This is a genomic window from Amycolatopsis oliviviridis (assembly GCF_014654365.1).
In the GTDB taxonomy this organism is placed as follows: Bacteria; Actinomycetota; Actinomycetes; order Mycobacteriales; family Pseudonocardiaceae; genus Amycolatopsis; species Amycolatopsis oliviviridis.
Genome location: NZ_BNAY01000008.1, coordinates 117,709 through 136,197, shown reverse-complemented (window position 1 = coordinate 136,197; position 18,489 = coordinate 117,709). Strand labels below are relative to the sequence as shown.

General features: G+C 68.6%; 14 protein-coding genes and 1 pseudogene. 1 reads left to right on the top strand and 14 read right to left on the bottom strand.

Going from position 1 to position 18,489, the window contains the following annotated elements; all coding sequences use genetic code 11:
• Window positions 1–82 precede the first annotated feature (82 nt).
• The 4 genes from IE302_RS30700 to gltB form a co-directional block, all read right to left on the bottom strand.
• Window positions 83–868, bottom strand: a complete 786-nt coding sequence (locus tag IE302_RS30700) for a DeoR/GlpR family DNA-binding transcription regulator (protein WP_191257928.1) — start codon at window positions 866–868, stop codon at window positions 83–85.
• Window positions 869–1,151: 283 nt separating this feature from the next.
• Window positions 1,152–2,564, bottom strand: a complete 1,413-nt coding sequence (locus IE302_RS30695) for a Dyp-type peroxidase (RefSeq protein ID WP_191258204.1) — start codon at window positions 2,562–2,564, stop codon at window positions 1,152–1,154.
• A 261-nt stretch (window positions 2,565–2,825) separates the two neighbouring features.
• Window positions 2,826–4,277, bottom strand: coding sequence for a glutamate synthase subunit beta (locus IE302_RS30690; protein WP_191257927.1), 1,452 nt, complete (start codon window positions 4,275–4,277; stop codon window positions 2,826–2,828).
• Window positions 4,278–4,342: 65 nt separating this feature from the next.
• Window positions 4,343–8,881, bottom strand: coding sequence for a glutamate synthase large subunit (gene gltB, locus IE302_RS30685; protein ID WP_191257926.1), 4,539 nt, complete (start codon window positions 8,879–8,881; stop codon window positions 4,343–4,345).
• A 550-nt stretch (window positions 8,882–9,431) separates the two neighbouring features.
• On the opposite strand from gltB, the gene IE302_RS30680 reads away from it, so the two are divergent.
• Window positions 9,432–10,067, top strand: a complete 636-nt coding sequence (locus tag IE302_RS30680) for a YigZ family protein (RefSeq protein ID WP_191257925.1) — start codon at window positions 9,432–9,434, stop codon at window positions 10,065–10,067.
• Window positions 10,068–10,115: 48 nt separating this feature from the next.
• On the opposite strand, the gene IE302_RS30675 is transcribed toward IE302_RS30680, so the two are convergent.
• From IE302_RS30675 to IE302_RS30630, 10 genes and pseudogenes are all read right to left on the bottom strand, one after another.
• Complete coding sequence (locus tag IE302_RS30675) at window positions 10,116–10,685, bottom strand: GNAT family N-acetyltransferase (RefSeq protein WP_191257924.1); 570 nt, start codon at window positions 10,683–10,685, stop codon at window positions 10,116–10,118.
• 40 nt (window positions 10,686–10,725) lie between these two features.
• The gene (locus IE302_RS30670; protein ID WP_191257923.1) at window positions 10,726–10,995 is read right to left on the bottom strand and encodes a hypothetical protein; all 270 of its coding nucleotides are present in this window, start codon (window positions 10,993–10,995) and stop codon (window positions 10,726–10,728) included.
• Between the two features lie 131 nt (window positions 10,996–11,126).
• A pseudogene (locus IE302_RS30665) lies at window positions 11,127–11,303 on the bottom strand (Lrp/AsnC ligand binding domain-containing protein); the annotation flags it as partial.
• Window positions 11,304–11,423: 120 nt separating this feature from the next.
• A complete protein-coding gene (locus tag IE302_RS30660) occupies window positions 11,424–12,674 on the bottom strand; it encodes an ABC transporter substrate-binding protein (RefSeq protein WP_191257922.1) in 1,251 nt (416 codons plus the stop codon).
• Window positions 12,671–13,828 carry a branched-chain amino acid ABC transporter permease gene (locus tag IE302_RS30655; protein WP_191257921.1) on the bottom strand — a complete coding sequence of 386 codons (1,158 nt, stop codon included), beginning with the start codon at window positions 13,826–13,828 and terminating at the stop codon, window positions 12,671–12,673. Before IE302_RS30655 ends, IE302_RS30660 begins: the two co-directional genes overlap by 4 nt.
• Window positions 13,821–14,699, bottom strand: coding sequence for a branched-chain amino acid ABC transporter permease (locus tag IE302_RS30650; protein WP_191257920.1), 879 nt, complete (start codon window positions 14,697–14,699; stop codon window positions 13,821–13,823). Before IE302_RS30650 ends, IE302_RS30655 begins: the two co-directional genes overlap by 8 nt.
• Entirely contained in the window at window positions 14,696–15,472 is a 777-nt protein-coding gene (locus IE302_RS30645) for an ABC transporter ATP-binding protein (RefSeq protein ID WP_191257919.1), read from the bottom strand. Before IE302_RS30645 ends, IE302_RS30650 begins: the two co-directional genes overlap by 4 nt.
• A complete protein-coding gene (locus IE302_RS30640; RefSeq protein WP_191257918.1) occupies window positions 15,469–16,278 on the bottom strand; it encodes an ABC transporter ATP-binding protein in 810 nt (269 codons plus the stop codon). Before IE302_RS30640 ends, IE302_RS30645 begins: the two co-directional genes overlap by 4 nt.
• A gap of 353 nt (window positions 16,279–16,631) precedes the next feature.
• Window positions 16,632–17,273, bottom strand: coding sequence for a response regulator (locus tag IE302_RS30635; RefSeq protein WP_191257917.1), 642 nt, complete (start codon window positions 17,271–17,273; stop codon window positions 16,632–16,634).
• On the bottom strand, window positions 17,243–18,421 hold the full coding sequence (locus IE302_RS30630) for a GAF domain-containing sensor histidine kinase (RefSeq protein ID WP_191257916.1): 1,179 nt from the start codon (window positions 18,419–18,421) through the stop codon (window positions 17,243–17,245). Before IE302_RS30630 ends, IE302_RS30635 begins: the two co-directional genes overlap by 31 nt.
• Window positions 18,422–18,489 lie beyond the last annotated feature (68 nt).

Here is an 18,489-nt window from a genome sequence, read left to right as displayed (position 1 = left end):
CGCGATAGCGGGGCCTTCGGCCGGGGCGGGTTCGTGCGCGTCCGGTCACTTCTCCGGACACACCTCAGCTCCGCCAACCGGCTCAGGCCTTGACGACCCGCACGCCTTCCTCTTCGAAGGCGTGCACTCGCTGAGGATCCGCGCGGCCGTCGGTGACGAGGACGTCGACGTCGGCGGTCGCGCAGATCTTCGCGAAGGCGTGGCCGCCGAGCTTCCCGCTGTCGGCGAGGACCACGACCTGCCGGGCACGGGCCGCCATCAGCCGGTTCGTGCTCGCGTCGCCCTCGTGATGCGCCTGCGCGCCGTGCACCGGGTCGAACGCGTCCACCCCGAGGAACACCAGGTCCAGGGAGATCTGGTCGAGGAACAGCTGCGACAGCGGCCCGGACAGGTCGAACGACTGCTGCCGCGCGACCCCGCCGGTCACCACGATCTTGATATTGGGCCGCACGGCGAGTTCGTGGGCGATGTTGAGCGCGTTCGTCACCACGGTGAGCAGCGGCCCGCCGCTCGACTCGCCCATGTCCGGCCTGGTCGCGAGCGCGCGGCCCACCTCGGTGCTCGTGGCGCCGCCGTTGAGGCCGACCACCATGCCCGGGTCGACCATTTTCGCCGCGGCGGCGGAGATCCGCTGCTGTTCCGGCGCGTTGCGCGCCGCCTTGTGCCGTAACGGAAGGTCGTAGGCGACGTTGCTCGCGACGGCGCCGCCGCGGGTGCGGACCACGAGGTTGCGGCCCGCCAGGTGATCGAGGTCCCGCCGGATCGTCGCGGGGGAGACGCCGAGTTCGCCCGCCGAAACCTCGACGTCGACTTTTTCCCGCTCTCCCACCATGTCCAATAAAGCCGTCAGCCGTTCATGCCGGTTCATCCGAGCTCCCTCCCCGAAGCGCGATGTCGCTTACCGCACCGGACAAAGTACTACGCGTCGCGATGCGGTCGGAGAGAAGCGGCGGGTTTGGGACGCCGGGAAGCGGGCGCCGGCCACCCCCAGTGTGACCGGCGCCCGCCCGTGGCCGGCACGCCCAGGGCCGACCCGATTCGGAGATTAGCGACTCCGCTACGGGCTGAATATCCGTTTTGCGTCCATTCCGGTGACGTTTAGCGGATAGCCCGCCATTCGGTCACCGGAACCGGATGCAGTGCGTGAAGAATCAGCCTTTTCTGTCGAGTCCGCGCAGGAAGGCGAGCGACGGCATGAAGAAGTAGTCACCGCCCTTCAGCGTCACCGCCTGCGGGAACGGATCCGCGGTCACCGTCCCGGTGCCCGCCCAGTCCTTGGCGTAGACGGATTCCGGGCGCGGGCCCTGCCCGATGACCGGATCGAGACCCGGCGGCTTGACCCCGGCCGCGGGGATCGGGAACCCCGGGTTGTTCGCCCAGATCTCCTGGGTGAACTCGAACTGGTTGTCCAGCGACGAATTGAACGCCATGAACAACAGGCCGACCCCGCCGCTCGGCCGGGCCGACGGCGGCAGATCGGCGTTCGGGTCGTCGGCTCGCTCGCCGTAGGGCACACCCCGCCGCACCATCAGATGCAGACGCTCCTGCGGAGGCAACTCGGCGCCGCCGCTGCCCCGCGGGTTCGTCTTCCGGATGTGGGCCTGGAACGGGCATTTGGCGCCCGCGATGTCACTTCCGTAGTCGAAGTTGTTCGGTACCGGGCTTTCCGCACCCTCCTGCCGTTGCGCGGTCAGCGGTGTGCCGTCCTCGAAGCGGCCGACGATCATCGCGCCCGCCCGCTCCCGGTCTTCACCGGTGAGACCCAATTGGTCGGCCAGCGCCTCTTCCGCCTGCTTGAATCGCCGGACGTTCTGTTCCAATTTGCGGAAAACGAAGTAGCTGCCGAAATGCACACCGGGTTCAGGGGCGGCCTGATCGGGGACGAGCACCTGGTTCAACGGCGCGCTCGGATCCCAGACACTGACCCCGTCCGTTCCGGTTTTTTCCGCGTGGATGTCCTCGACCAGGAAGAGCGGCTGGCTCCGGCCGTCGACGTAGCCGAAATGTTCGATCCCCTCGCCGCGGGAATTCACCCGGCCGAGTCCGGTTTCCTCGGCGACGACGGAAATCGTCGACGGGATCAGCGCGAGAACCGCGTTCCGGCGCGCGGTCATCGGTGCGTCGGCCGCGTCGGCGACGATGACGACGGCGTGGATCTCGTCTTGGTATCCACTGTCGAACGTGGACCGAGGCGGGTCGCTCAGCTTCTCCCGGGTCTCTTGTGCACGCATGCCGCGACGGAAGGATTCGTCTTGCGGCAACTCGATTTTCAGGAATCGGTAGCCCGTCGCGGTCAGTCCGACGCCGACGTAGGGCGACCCCTTCACGCCCTCGGCCTTGAAGCGATCGACCTCGGTCAGGTGGGTCTTCGCCGACTTCATCAGCGGGACGAGTGACGCCAGGAACTTTTTCGCGCTCTTCTCCTCGGAAAACCGGAGGAAAAGCGCGGAGAAATGGTCGCGCGAGTGCGCTTTGAGGATGTTCGGCTGGAGTTCGTCGAGCATCTTCGCGGCGTCACCGGTCGCCGTTCTCCATTCCAAGGGCACGCTCAGATCAATGGGCATAACAAGGAACCCCCTCCATGGGAATCCCGTCCGGCGGCCCCGGCAGGTCTTGCCGGTCCCCACCGCCGTGCGGGACTTACTCCTTGATACAACCGATACCGAAAGCCCGCTGTGATCACCCTCAAGTATGCTCTTTCGAGAGCTTTATCACCCGAAAGGACCAGTGCGGTGATCCCTTCACGCAATTAGTCCTCTGCTTGCGATAGTTCGTCGTCGAACCACCGCAAGCAGAGGACTAATTGCGTTGGGGAGCGGAGGTGCCTAGGTGAGCGGCCGGTCGGTCGGAGCGATCGGAGCGGGCAGGACGTCCCGTCCGGTGAGGAACGCGTCCACCCCGGCCGCGGCGGAGCGGCCCTCGGCGATCGCCCACACGATGAGCGACTGGCCGCGGCCCATGTCACCGGCCACGAACACGTTGTCGACGCTGGTCTTGAACGCCTTGTCGCGGGCGACGTTGCCGCGCTGGTCCAGCTCGACGTCGAGCGCCTCCAGCAGGCCTTCCCGCTCCGGGCCGACGAAGCCCATCGCGAGCAGCACCAGCTGTGCCGGGAGTTCGCGTTCCGTTCCGGGAACCGGGACGAACTTGCCGCCCTCGTTGCGCACCTCGACCAGCTTCAGCGCCCGCACCCTGCCGTCGGCGTCGGCGGCGAACTCCTGGGTGTTGACCGAGTACAGCCGCTCGCCGCCCTCTTCGTGCGCGGACGAGACGCGGTAGATCATCGGGTACGTCGGCCACGGGTGCGCGTCGGACCGCGAAAGCGGCGGCTTCGGCATGATCTCCAGCTGCGTGACCGACTTCGCGCCCTGGCGGTGCGAGGTCCCGACGCAGTCCGCGCCGGTGTCGCCGCCGCCGATGACGACGACGTCGAGGCCCTCAGCGCTGATCGGCGTGACGTCCAGGTCGCCGGACGCGACGCGGTTGGCGTGCGGCAGGAACTCCATTGCCTGGTGGATGCCGTCGTGCTCCCGGCCGGGGATCGGCAGATCGCGCCACGCGGTCGCACCGCCGGCGAGGACGACGGCGTCGTAGGACGACTTCAGTTCCTCGACGGTGAGGTCGACGCCGACGTTCACCGAGGTCCGGAACTCCGTGCCCTCGGCCCGCATCTGGTCGAGACGGCGGTCGAGCCGGTGCTTCTCCATCTTGAATTCGGGGATGCCGTAGCGCAGCAGCCCGCCGATCTTGTCGGCCCGCTCGAAGACCACGACACTGTGGCCCGCGCGCGTGAGCTGCTGCGCCGCGGCGAGTCCCGACGGACCGGACCCGACCACCGCCACCTTCTTGCCGGTCTTCGCGACCGGCTCCTGCGGCGTGACCCAGCCTTCTTCGAAGGCCCGGTCGATGATCGAGATCTCGACCCGCTTGATGGTGACGGGATCGTCGTTGATCCCGAGCACACACGCCGTCTCGCACGGCGCCGGGCAAAGGGTCCCGGTGAACTCCGGGAAATTGTTGGTCGCGTGCAGCCGCTCCGCCGCGTCGCGCCAATCGTCGCGCCAGGTCAGCGTGTTCCACTCGGGGATGAGGTTCCCGAGCGGGCAGCCCTGGTGGCAGAACGGGATACCGCAGTCCATGCAGCGCCCGGCCTGCTTCTGCAGCTTCGACGTCGCGAAGTCCTCGTAAACCTCGCGCCAGTCCATCAGGCGCAGATCGACGGGACGGCTCTTCGGCGTCTCGCGAGTGGTGGTCAGAAAGCCCTTGGGGTCAGCCATGTGCGGCCTCCGTGTCTTGCGGGATACCCGCACCCAGTCGGCACTCATAGCCGGCTTCGCGATTATCAGCCATGAGCTGCCTCCATGATCGCCTCGTTCACGTCACGCCCGTCACGCTCGGCCTCAGCCTGAGCCGCGAGCACCCGCTTGTAGTCCTTCGGCATGACCTTGCCGAACCGGTCGACGGCGGCGTCCCAGTCGGCGAGCAGGGTGCGCGCGACCGCGGATTCCGTTTCGTCGTAATGCTTTTCGAGCGCCTCGCGCAGGAAGTCCACATCGGACGAATCCAGCGGGTCGATGTCGACCATCTCCGGGTTCGTCCGGTGCGCCGGCAGGTCCAGGACGTAGGCGACGCCGCCCGACATCCCGGCCGCGAAGTTCCGGCCGATGCCCCCGAGCACGACGACACGGCCACCGGTCATGTACTCGCACCCGTGGTCGCCGACGCCCTCGACGACGGCCAGCGCGCCGGAGTTCCGCACGCAGAACCGCTCGCCGACCTTGCCGCGGATGAAGATCTCACCGCTGGTCGCGCCGTAGCCGATCACGTTGCCCGCGATGATGTGGTCTTCGGCGTCGTACCGCGCGACCTCGGGCGGCCGCACGATCAGCCGTCCGCCGGAGAGGCCCTTGCCGACGTAGTCGTTGCCGTCACCGTAGAGCCGCAGGGTGATGCCCTTGGGCACGAACGCGCCGAACGACTGACCGGCGGTCCCGGTGAAGGTGACGTCGATCGTGTTGTCCGGCAGGCCTTCGCCGCCCCATCGCTTGGTGAGCTCGTGGCCGAGCATGGTGCCGACGGTCCGGTTCACGTTGCGGACCGGCAGTTCCAGCCGCACCTTGTCCCCGGACGCCAGCGCGCCCTCGGCCAGCTGGATCAGCGTGTTGTCGAGCGCCTTCTCCAGCCCGTGGTCCTGCGCCGTCTGCTGGTGCCGCAGCCCGGCGGGGGCCGTGTCGGGCACGTGGAAGATCGGCGTCAGGTCGAGTCCGGCGGCCTTCCAGTGGTCGATCGCCTTGCGCTTGTCGAGCATCTCCGCGTGGCCGACGGCCTCGGCGATGGAGCGGAAACCCAGCTCCGCCAAGTACTCCCGGACTTCCTGGGCGATGAACTCGAAGAAGTTCACCACGTACTCGGCCTTGCCGCTGAACTTCTCGCGCAGCTTGGGGTTCTGCGTCGCGACGCCGACCGGGCAGGTGTCGAGGTGGCACACGCGCATCATGATGCAGCCGGACACCACCAGCGGAGCGGTCGCGAACCCGAACTCCTCGGCACCGAGGAGCGCGGCGATGACGACGTCACGGCCGGTCTTGAGCTGGCCGTCGGTCTGCACGACGATCCGGTCGCGCAGGCGGTTGGCCAGCAGCGTCTGCTGCGTCTCGGCGAGCCCGAGTTCCCACGGTCCGCCCGCGTGCTTGATCGACGACAGCGGGGAAGCGCCCGTGCCGCCGTCGTGCCCGGAGATGAGCACGACGTCCGCGTGCGCCTTGGAGACACCGGCGGCGACCGTGCCGACGCCGACCTCGGACACGAGCTTCACGTGGATGCGCGCGGCCGGGTTGGCGTTCTTGAGGTCGTGGATCAGCTGCGCGAGATCCTCGATCGAGTAGATGTCGTGGTGCGGCGGCGGGGAGATGAGCCCCACCCCCGGCGTGGAGTGCCGCGTCTTCGCGATCCACGGGTACACCTTCGCACCGGGCAGCTGGCCGCCCTCGCCGGGCTTCGCGCCCTGCGCCATCTTGATCTGGATGTCGTCGGCGTTGACCAGGTACTCGCTCGTGACGCCGAAGCGGCCGCTCGCGACCTGCTTGACCGCGCTGCGGCGCTCGGGGTCGTAGAGCCGTTCCGGATCCTCGCCGCCCTCGCCGGTGTTCGACTTGCCGCCGAGGCGGTTCATCGCGATGGCCAGGGTTTCGTGCATCTCCGACGAGATCGACCCGTAGGAGATCGCACCGGTGGCGAACCGCTTGACGATCTCGGAGACCGGTTCGACCTCTTCGATCGGCACAGCGGGCCGCCGGCCGATCTTGAAGTCGAACAGCCCGCGCAGCGTGTACAGCTTCTGCGCCTGGTCGTCGACGGACTTCGTGTACTCCTTGAAGACCTCGTACTTCCCGGCCCGGGTGGAGTGCTGCAGCTTGAACACCGTCTGCGGGTTGAACAGATGCGGTTCGCCCTCGCGGCGCCACTGGTAGTCCGCGCCGGTCTCCAGCTCGCGGTGGTTCGCGCGGAAGCCGTCGCGCGGGAACGCCCGGCGGTGCCGCTCGGCGACCTCCAGCGCGATGGTGTCGAAGCCGACGCCGCCGAGCCGGGAAGTGGTGCCGGTGAAGCAGTCCTGGATGATCTCGTCGCCGAGCCCGACCGCCTCGAAGATCTGCGCGCCGGTGTAGGAGGCCACTGTGGACACTCCCATCTTCGACATCGTCTTGCGGACGCCCTTGCCCAGCGCCTTGATCAGGTTCGCGGTCGCCTGCTTGGCGGTGGAACCGGGAATCAGGCCCTGGTCGGCCATCTCCTCGACGGTCGCCATCGCCAGGTACGGGTTCACCGCCGCGACGCCGTAGCCGATCAGCAGCGCGATGTGGTGCACCTCGCGCGCGTCTCCCGCCTCGACGATGAGGCCGACCTGCGTGCGGGTCTTCTCCCGGACCAGGTGGTGGTGGACCGCGCCGGTGAGCAGCAGCGACGGGATGCCCGCGTGGTCTTCGTCGATCCCGCGGTCGGTCAGCACGATCAGCCTGGCGCCCTCGGCGATGGCCGCGGACACCTCGGCGCGGATCTCGGCGAGCCGCCGCACGAGCGCCTCGCCGCCGCCGTTGACGTCGTAGGTGCCGTGCACGGTGACCGACTGGAACTCGGGCAGGTCGCCGTCGTCGTTGACGTGCACCAGCTTCGCGAACTCGTCGTTGTCCAGCACCGGGAACGGCAGTGCGATCCGGCGGCACGACTTCGCGTCGGCCTCCAGGAGGTTCGGCTCCGCGCCCAGCTGGGTGCCCAGCGAAGTGACCAGTTCCTCGCGGATCGCGTCCAGCGGCGGGTTGGTCACCTGGGCGAAGAGCTGGATGAAGTAGTCGAACAGCAGCCGCGGCCTGCTGGACAGCGACGCGATGGGGGAGTCGTTGCCCATCGAGCCGATCGGCTCCGCGCCGGTGCGGGCCATCGGTTCGAGCAGGACGTCGAGTTCCTCTTCGGTGTAGCCGAAGGCCTGCTGGCGGCGCACGAGCGCGGTGTGCGGCGGGATCTCGCGCTCCCGCGCGGGGAGCCCTTCGAGCGGGAGCAGGCCGTCCTCGACCCATTCGTCGTACGGGTGCGCGGTGGCGAGTTCGTTCTTGATCTCCTCGTCCTCGACGATCCGGCCGGCGGCCGTGTCGACGAGGAACATGCGGCCCGGTTCCAACCGTCCTTTCCGGACGATCGTGGACTGCTCCAGCTCCAGCACGCCGACCTCGCTGGCGAGGACGACAAGGCCGTCTTCGGTGACCCAGTACCGGGCCGGGCGCAGGCCGTTGCGGTCGAGCACCGCGCCGATCTGGGTGCCGTCGGTGAAGGAGACCAGCGCGGGGCCGTCCCACGGTTCCATCAGTGTCGAGTGGAATTCGTAGAAGGCGCGGCGCGCGGGGTCCATTTCCTGATGGTTCTCCCAGGCCTCCGGGATCATCATCAGCACCGCGTGCGGCAGCGAACGGCCGCCGAGGTGGAGCAGTTCGAGCACCTCGTCGAAGGACGCCGAGTCGCTCGCGCCGCGGGTGATGATCGGGTAGATCCGCTTGAGGTCGCCGGGGATCAGGTCGGATTCGAGGAGCGCCTCACGCGCGTCCATCCAGTTCCGGTTGCCGCGCAGGGTGTTGATCTCACCGTTGTGGGCGACGTACCGGTACGGGTGCGCCAGCGGCCACGACGGGAAGGTGTTGGTGGAGAAGCGGGAGTGCACCAGGCCGATGGCGCTGGTGACGCGCTCGTCGGTGAGGTCGGCGAAGAACTTCTCGACCTGCGGCTCGGTGAGCATTCCTTTGTAGACGATCGTCCGCGAGGACAGGCTCGGGAAGTAGACGTCGTCTTCGACGAGTTCGTGCTCGGCGCGTTTGCGCACCACGAAGGCGGCGCGTTCCAGCGCCAGACCGTCCAGCGCGTCCTGTCCGGCCAGGAACAGCTGGCTGAAATGCGGCATGGTCTCGGCCGCGCCGGTCCCGACGTGTTCGGTGTGGACCGGGAGGTCGCGCCAGCCGAGCACGCGCATGCCCTCTTCGGCGGCGACGCGCTCGATGGTCGTCATCGCCCGGCCGCGCGGGATCTCCTCCTGGGGAAGGAAAGCCGTGCCGACGGCGTAGGCGCCGGGCTCGGGGAGGCCGAAGTCCACGACTTCGCGATAGAACTCGTCGGGGACCTGGATGAGGATCCCGGCGCCGTCGCCGGTTTCCGGGTCGGCGCCGCGGGCTCCGCGATGTTCCAGGTTCCGCAGCGCTATCAGCGCTTTGGCGACGATGCCGTGATCGCGCTTTCCGGAGAGATCGGCGACGAACGCGACACCGCAGGCGTCGTGCTCGAACTCCGGGTCATACAGGCCTTCGGGGGCCTTGCTGCCCTTGTTGCTGGCATGGTGGGTCACGGCTGGCCGCCTCCCAAGGCGTCGGCGCGACCGGTACCACTCCGTTCGGGTGGTTCACCAGGGAACCAGTTAACGAAGTGGTCCGGGACCGCGATGGTCAGTCGAGAGGGAACGATCCTGCCCGCGAAACGGGGGCAGGCTTCGTAGAGCCGCACTGCACTGGGCGGCCGATGCGCTTATCGGTACTGCTGTGCACGTGGGTGTCGTCTGGCCACTGTGGTGGGCGGCTGACGGGTACACGTGTTACTCCCGGGTTCGCCGGTCTTATGACGATAGTGTGAAATCGCTGTTATCGACATACGTCGCTTGGTCGGGGTGGGAAATGCCACGCTGGCGTTGACTTCAAACATCATCTGCCCACTGACTGGAATGACATGTCCACTGAGTGGGGCGCTGGCCCTCTGACCTGCGTAAACGATCGCTCACGTCGCTCGATAGTGTGACCTGGATCGCGCAACGGAGTGGGTTTCGCCGGTGTTGCGGTGACCCGAGGTGACCACCGGATCGCCCGAACGGCAGAGCGTCCTGCCCGGTTTGAGAGGCTTGGCCGATGGCGGATCGTTATCTCACCGTGGCGGGCACCGGCGTCAACGAGATCGAAATACGGCGTTCGCGCTTCCTGTGCGCGCTCGCCCCGGTCACCTCGGAAGAGGCCGCCAGGGAGGTGATCGCCGCCCGGAAGAAGGCCGATCCGGCGGCCCGTCACCACTGTCACGCGTTCGTGCTGGGGGCGGACGGCAGGACCCAGCGCTCCAGCGACGACGGCGAGCCCGCGGGCACGGCGGGCACCCCGATGCTCGAGGTGCTCCGCCGCCGCGAGCTGACCGACACCGTCGCGGTGGTGACCCGCTACTTCGGCGGGGTGCTGCTCGGCGCCGGCGGCCTCATCCGCGCGTACGGGCAGGCCGTCTCGGAGGCCGTCGACGCCATCGGGGTCCGGGAGTACCGGCGGCTGCGGCTGGTCGAGGTCGTCGTCGACTACGACCGGGCCGGACGGCTGGAGAACGACATCCGCTCGTCGCCGTACCTGCTGCACGCGACTCGGTTCGAGGATGTCGCGCACTTCGACGTCGGGCTCGCACCGGATCAGGGCGACGCCTTCCACGCCTGGCTGGCGGACCTGACCGGCGGGGAGGCCCTGACCTCCGAAACCGGCGAGATGTGGCTCCCCACCCCCCGCACTTAGTCCTCTAAATGCGGTCTCGTCGGCCCCCGGTCTCCCGCATTTCGTCCTCTAGATGCGGGAAGGGCGGGCGCGCCACTCGGCGAGGGTGATGGCGTACTCGACCTCGCCCTCCTCGGTCCCGGGGATCGGGTCGTCGAAGTGCTCGTGGAAGGTCCGGACGTGCCGCATCCCGATCTTCTCCATCACCCGCCGCGAGCCCAGGTTCACCGCCATGGTCGCCGCCCAGATCCGCGTCGCCCCGAATTCGGTGAAACCCTTCTCCAGGAGTGCGAGCGATCCCTCGGTCGCGTACCCCTTGCCCCACGAAGACCGGTTCAGCCGGTACCCCAGTTCGGGATCGTCCGTGTGATGACCGCGCAACGGACGGAAATGGAACCACCCCAGGAAAGCCCCGCCGGATTTCTCGATCGCCGCCCAGAACCCGTAACCGGGGAAACGCTCGTAGTAATCGAGAAAGGCGGGAAGGTCACGGTTTTCGATCTCCGCCCGATCGGCAGGTTCGCCCCCGTTGAGATAACGCATGACTTCGGGGTCGTCGTAGAGCGCGAACAGGTCGTCGACGTCGGCGCCGGTGAACTGCCGCAGCAGGAGCCGCTCGGTCTCCAGGAAGACACGCATCCGCGAAGCGTGGCGCCGCGAGGGCGCGGAGGCAACTCGTTTACGCGGCCACTCCGGGACTGGCGAGGCCGCCCAGCGCGACCACCCCCGCCTCGGTGAGCAGCGCGGGAACCCGCTCGCCCCACCGGCCGCCCCTGGCGGGCGCCACCAGGCCGAGGTGGGCGAGGCGATGCGCGGTGTGCTGGTCGCAGCAGGCGAGCCCGTCGACGAACAGGTCCGGCTCGCAGCTGCAGCTGATCTCGGCGTGGCCCTCGGCCACGGCTCTCAGGGTGGCCCGCTCACGATGGTTCAGCTCTGTCCGAACGTCCATGGCGTGCCTCCTTTCTGTTCCGCTGGTGAACAGTCAAACCCACACCCCCGACAGTTTCCGTCTTCTCCGGTGCGAAGTCCGGGATTTCGGGCGGACTCAGGGTGGCGAGTCGTGTAATCCCGGGTACCCACCTAGGGGTTTTCTACCGGTATTCGGTGCGGAAGGGGCTCCAGCTCGGTCTTGCGCAGATGCCGGAAAATGATCGAACTGCGGAACCCGACGATCTCCTTGCGTTTCGTCAAACGATCCACCAGGAATGCGTGGAGCTGTTCGACGTCCTGCGCGGCGACGTGGATCAGGAGATCGTCGCTGCCGGCGGTGACAGGCTCCGCAGGTCGACGGCGCGACGCCGACCCCTAACTTCTTCGCATTCAGTCGACTAAATGCGAAGAAGATGGCCGAAGCGGACGCACTCGCCGAAGCCAGGCTCACTTCTGGTGCGGAGCCACGTACTCCTTCGCCTCGGGAGCCTCGAACAGCGGCTTGACGTAGCGGACCCCGCCCTCGGCCGACGCGTCCGGTGTCGCCGCGTACACCTGGCGCGTCGCCGGGGTGCCCGCCTTCGAGAAGTCCAGCGCCGCCACCAGGTCCTCCGTACTCGCCGACGTGGTCTGCTTCAGCGCGGCGGCGACGCCCTCACGGGTCAGATCCTTGTTCTCGCAGGCCTTCTTGAGCACCGCGCCCCACACTTCGCCGACCGCGTAGCCGTAGGGGACCCCGCCGTTCGGGGTCTCCTTGTAGGCCGCCTTGTACTTCGTGGCGACCTCCTTGGCCTTGGGGATGTCGGCGGAGAACGGGACACTGCTGGCGACGATCGTCAGCTTGTCCAGCGCGTTCGCGGCCGGGCTCTTGAGCAGCACCGGGTCGAACGTCGGGTTGTTGCCGAGCACGGGAACGTTGAGCCCGAGCGCTTTGTTCGCCGCGAGCGCGGAGCCGGTCTGCGCCGGGGTCGTGGTCAGGACGATGGCCTTGACGCCGTCCCCCTTGAGCCCGGTGACGATGTTCGTGAGGTCGTTGTCCGTGGAGGTGACCTTGACCTCCTTGACGGTCAGGTTGTGCTTCTTCGCGTAGAACTGTGAGCCGCGCAGGCCGTTCTTGCCGTATTCACCGTCGATGTAGACGTGCCCGATCGTGTCGCCGTCCTTCACCAGGCCTTTCTCCTGGAAGTAGGAAAGGCCGTCGATGATCTCCAGGTCGTACGTCGTCCCGACGATCATCACGTACTGGTTGTCGAGCAGTTCCGAAGACCACGACGCGGGCGCGGCGACGGTCTTGTCCGACGCGATGTTCTGTTTCAGCGCGGCCACCACCGGCGAGCCGAGCAACTGCACGAACCCGAGGACCTTCGGCTCGATCTGCGGGTAGAGCGTCTTCGCCGTGTCCGCCTTGTAGCCGTGGTCGACGGTCTCCAGTTTCACCTGACGCCCGCACGCCCCGCCTGCGGCGTTGAAGTCCTTGGCCCACAACTCGTTTCCCTGCGTGATGCCGAGACCGAGGTTCTTGAACACCCCGGTCTTGTCGGTCATCACGCCGAGCGTGATCTCGGACGACGTCACCCCTTTACCTGCCTTGACTCCCGAACCGTCCGCCCCCGAGGACCCCGAGTCGCCCGCTTTCGTGCTGCACGCCGAGAGGGCGAGGACCGCCGCCAGTGCGACGGCCGGATATGTGCGCTTCATCTGCCTTGCTCCTCTGGGTGACGGTTTTTACCGGTGAAGGTGATCCGGCGGCCTAGCGCGGCGAGCCCGCCCGGTTCGAAGAGCACCACGAGGATGATCGCGGCGCCGTAGACGAACGAGCTGACCAGGATCGGGGTCAGGGCGCCGTCCCCGGTTCCGGAGAACCAGCCGAGATCGGCGGAATACAGCGAAAGCACCTGCGGCAGCCCGTTGACGATCAGCGCGCCCACCAGCGCGCCGGGCACCGAGCCGAGTCCCCCGATGATCACCATGGCCAGGAAGGCGATGGAGATGTTGATGCCGTACGTGCCGAATTCGCTCTCGTCGGGTTTGAGGATGTCGAACCACAGCACGGTCATCGCGCCCGCGAGCCCCGCGTACGCCGAGGAGACCGCGAACGCGCCCGCCTTGGCCCTCGTGACGCTGACGCCCATCACGGACGCGGCGGCTTCGTTGTCCCGCACCGCCCGCCACGACCGGCCGACCCGGCTGCGCACCGCCGCCTTGGCGATCACGAACGCGAGCACGGTCAGCAGCAGGAACAGGTACCAGAGCCGTTCCGCCTGCCGGATCGGCACGCCCATCAGCTCGATTTCGGGACCGTCGTTGGTGAACGGGAAACCGAACAGCGAGAACGGTTCGGGTGTGCGTCCGGTCGACGTCCCGCCGGTCAGCGTCTCGGCGGACTGTCCGAAGTAGAGTCCCAGGAACACCAGCGACAGCGACGCGACACCGAGGTAGATCCCGCGCAGCCGCCCGGAAACCGGGGCGAACGCCAGGCCGAGCAGCGCGGCGATGACCACCGCGCCGAGAAGCGACAGGCCGGGATCGAGACCGAGCCCGATCACGCGCTCGTCGTCGGCCGGTCCGGAAAGGACGGTGTAGCCGGTCGCGCCCGCGAGCAGGAAGAACGCGTGCGCCAGCGACAACTGCCCGGCCTGCCCGACCAGCAGCGTGAGGCCGATCGCGCCGACGCCGCCGATCATCATGTACTGCCCGGCCTTCAGCCAGGCGGCGTCGAGATACAGCGGGATCGCGAGCAGCACGACGAGCAGCGCGACCCAGGCCAGGACTCGCAGCAGTCGCGTCCGATCGTGTTTCGCGGGCGGCGCCGGGGGAGCGGCGGCCGGGGTTTTCACGGCGGTGTCAGACACGGGTGCTCTCCCTCGTCCCGAACAACCCCGACGGCCGCACCACCAGGACCACGAGCATCACCAGGAAGACCGCGCTCTTGGAGAAGTCGAACGACACGTATTGCGCCGAAAGCGCCTCGACGAGGCCGACGACCAGGCCGCCCACCACCGCGCCCGCGGTCGAGTCCAGCCCGCCGAGGATGGCCGCGGGGAACGCCGCGAGCGCGATGGAGTGCGTGCCGCGGGAAAGTCCCGCGCCGGAGAAGTCCTGGGTGGCGATGAACAGCACCGCGACCCCGGCGAGCACCCCGGCGACCACCCACGCGGTCGCCGTCACCCGGGAACTGCGGATCCCCATCAGCGCGGCGGCCTCGCGGTTCTCGGCCTGTGCCCGCATCGCGACACCCCAGTTCGAGTACTTGAACGCGAGGGTGAACGCGGTGATCAGCACGGCGGCGACGAGCAGCGCCACCAGATGCGTGCGGAACAGCGTGATCCCGCCGAGCTGGAACGGCTGCGCGTCCCAGGCGTCGCCGAGGAACGGCAACGTGACACCCAGGCGCCGCACGATCTCCTCGGTGATGATCACGTCGACGCCGATGGTCAGCAACGCCAGGCTGTTCGCGTCCGCGTGCCGCGAACGGGACAGCAGGAAGCGTTCCAGGAGCAGGGCGAGCAGGCCGGCCGAGACGACGCCGACCAGGGAGGCGCCGGCCCAGCCGAGCGATTCGCGGGTCACGACCACCAGGTAGCCGCCGAAGAGCACGAGCGAGCCGTGCGCGAAGTTGACCACTTCGGTGGCCTTGAAGATGATCACGAAACCCAGCGCCAGCAACGCGAACACCGCGCCCTTGCCGAGTCCGTTCACCACGAGTTGCAGGAAAGTGTTCACGCCGTGGCCTCCGTGCCGAGGTATGCCCTGATCACGTCCGGATCCGACTGGACCTCGGCCGGGGTGCCGTCCGCGATGCGCCTGCCGAAGTCCAGGACGGTGACCCGGTCCGCGATGCCCATCACCAGCCCCATGTCGTGTTCCACGAGCAGGATCGAGATGCCGAGTTCGTCGCGGACGTCGCGGATCGTGCCCGCCAGTTCGGCCGTCTCGGTCGCGTTCATCCCGGCCGCGGGTTCGTCGAGCAGGAGCAGGACCGGTTCGACGGCGAGCGCGCGGGCGAGGTCGACGCGTTTCACCGCGCCGTAGGGCAGCGCCCCGACCGGGAGATCGACCAGCGCGCCGATGCCGAGGAAGTCGCAGATCTCCTTGACCCGCGCGGAATGCCGCCGTTCGGCCCGCGTCGTCCACGGCATCCGGAGACCGCAGGCGAGGAAACCGCCCTTGGTCAGCGCGTGCCGTCCGAGCATGACGTTGTCGAGCACGGTCGAACCGGCGGAGAGGGCGGCGTTCTGGAACGACCGGCCGACGCCGAGCCCGGCGAGCCGATGCGGCGGGAGTCCGGAAAGGACGGTGTCGCCGAGCCGGACGCTGCCGGAGTTCGCCCGGTAGAGGCCGCTGATCACGTTGAAGCAGCTGGACTTCCCGGCGCCGTTCGGGCCGATGAGCGCGTGCAGCGAACCGGAGCCGACGCTGAAGGAGACGTCGTCCAGCGCCCGGATCCCGCCGAAGCGCAGGGTCACGTTCTCGATGTGCAGTTCGGGAGGTGTCATCCGGCCCACCTCGACAGGCTCCGGCCCGCGCGGTGCACGCGGGCGTCGACGGCCTCGGCTTCGGCGGTGGCCTGTGATTCGGCATGACCGCCGAGGTAGAGCCGCTGGACTTCCTCGCTCGCCGCGAGTTCGGCCGTCGTCCCGGCCAGGGCGACGCGGCCCACTTCGAGGACGATCGCGTGATCGGCGACGCGCAACGCCATCACGGCGTTCTGCTCGACCAGCACCACGGCCGTGCCCTGCTCGTGGATCTCGCGGATGATGGCGCCGATCCGCTCGACGATCTTCGGCGCGAGACCGAGGGAAGGCTCGTCGAGCAGCAGCAGCCGCGGGCCGGACATCAGCGCGCGGCCGATCGCGAGCATCTGCTGCTCACCGCCGGACAGCAGCCCGGCGCGTTGCTTGGCCCGCTCGGACAGGACGGGGAAGAGCTCGTCGACGCGTTTGCGCGCGGCGGCGCGCTGCGAAGGGGAGCGGGCACCGATCCCGCCCGCGCGGAGGTTCTCCTCGACCGTCATCCGCGCGAAGACCTGGCGGCCTTCGGGGACACCGACCACGCCGAGACCGACGATGCGGGCAGGGTCCACTTTGGTCAGTGGTTTGCCGTCGTAACGCACCTCGCCCGCGGAAACCGAGCCCCGGTGCATACGCAGCGTGCCGGAGATCGTCCGCAGCAGGGTCGATTTCCCGGCACCGTTGCTGCCGAGGACGGCCAGCACCCCGTCAGGTGAAACGTCGAGGTCGACCCCGTGCAGCGCGGCCACCGAACGGCCGTACCGCACCTGAAGATCACGGACACTCAGCAAGCCGCCTCCTCCGTCCGTGTGACACGAGTCACGATCGGTGGCGGTCATCCTGCGTGGGCACCCTCCGTCGCGTTACCCCCACCTGGAGACTGTGTTGAATTGTCACGCGCTGACGGAAACGTTTCGCAGGGCGCAGAACTCGTTGGAAACTCACGTTCTGACTGGAGGCGCCCTACAAAACGTTTCCGTGGGCCTCCGGCCCAAAAGAGGGCGCGTGACGGTGAAGTCTCCGTCGGGCGCGGGGCGCCCTTGGGGAGACCGTCGTGGGTCGCGTTCGACCACCGCAATTCGTCACCTACTTGCGGTGGTTCGGCGTGTGATCAGCGCAAGTAGGTGACGAATTGCGGCGGGGGCTAGAGGAGGCCGGCTTCGGAGGCCTTGCCGATGGCTTCGACCCGGTTCCGCGCGCCGAGCTTGTGCAAAGCGGACTGGAGATAGGTCTTCACCGTGTTCCGCGCCAGCCCGGTCGACTCCGCGATCTCCGGATTCGTCTGCCCCTGCGCCGCGAGTCGTAAAACCTCGTACTCGCGCCGCGTCAGGCCGCTGCGGGCCAGCGCGTCGGACCGGCGGCCGTCGTCGGGGAAGATGCGCGGATCGACGACGCGCTCACCCTTGAGCACCTGCCGCAACGCCGCCACCAGATCGGTCCCGGCGACGTCCTTGAGCAGGCAGCCGTGCGCCCCGGAATCCAGCGCGGCCCGCACGCCCTGATGGTCGCCGTGCGCGGTGAACACCACGATCCGCCCGGACGGATGCGTGCGCCGGAGCCCGGCGATGACCTCGGGCGCGAGCATGTCCGGCAGCCGCAGGTCCAGCAGGATCAACGCGGGCTTCAGCTCGCCCGCCCGCCGGATCGCGGACCGGCCGGTCTCGGCCGAGCCGACCACGGTCATCGCCGGGTCGTAGCGCAGCAGCAGGCTCACCCCGTCGCGGACCACCGGATGGTCGTCCACGACGAGCACGGTCACCGGCGACGGCACGGTTCCGGCACCCAAGCGCGCAGCGTGCAGCCGTCTTCCTCGTCGCGGACCAGGCTGACCCGGCCGCCGAGCCGCGCGGCGCGTTCGGCCAGCGCGCGCAGCCCCATCCCGGTGCCGGGTCCGGGCTCCCCGGCGTCTTCGGCGCGATGACCGGTCCCGTCGTCGGCGACGACCACCTGCACGCCGTCGTCGCTGGGCAGCAGGCTGACCACGACGGACAACGCGCCGGCGTGTTTCTCCACGTTGAGCAGGCCCTCCCGGACGGCCGCCACCAGCAGTCCGGTGCGTTCGGCGTCCAGCCGCGGCACCGGGGCGAGCTGGACGAACCGGGCCGGGACGCCGCAGCGGGCCTGGAACGAACGGCAGTGCTCGGCGAGCTCCACCGGCAGCGCCCGTTCCGGACTCGATTCCGACAGCGCCAGCAGCGACTCGCGCAGCGCCCGCGACGCGGCCGAAACGTCGCCTTCCAGCCGCCGCAGCCGCGATTCGAGCGCCGGGTTGTCGCTGATGTCCTCGTGCAGGTTCCGGACCTGGACGCCGATGGAGAACAGCAGCGCGCCGACCGAATCGTGCAGCGCGCTCTGCATCCGCAGCCGTTCGGCGGACAGGGCCGTCTCGCGGTCGGACTCGGCGACCGACGCCAGTTTCAGCGCCCGGCCGGCCTCGCCCGCGATGTCTTCGAGGGACTGGACCGCGTCGTCGCCGAAGTCGCGGGGCTCGCGCATGGCGGCGTACGCGACGGCGACGGTCTCGGTCCCGCTGACGATCGGGACGGCGATCATCGCGGCCAGGCCCTCGCCGCGGACCTGCGCGTCGAACTGGTGGGTGATGCTCCGCGAGCTGACGTAATCGTTGACCCGGACCGGCCTGCCCAGCGCGAGCACGCGGCCGCCGATGCCCTGGCCGATGGGCACGGCGAGGTCCTGCAGCGCGTCCGTGCGGGTGCCCGACATCCAGCGGATGACCGCCTCTTCGGGCCCGGTCAGCTCGGCGACGAAACCGGAATGCGTGCCGATCGACTCGCGGATCAGCCGCGCGGTGCCGTTGAGCGCCGCCACCCGGTCGAGGGTCGCGAGCAGCTCTTCCCGCTCGCGAAGAAGCCCGCCGAGCACCGCGCTGTGCTCGGCGGCGAGGTCTTCAACGACGTGCCGTCTCGCCGTCACGCGCTCACGATCGCACACCGGAGCGGCTTTCGGACATACCCGACTGGAGAGGGTGCGAGTGTGCGTCC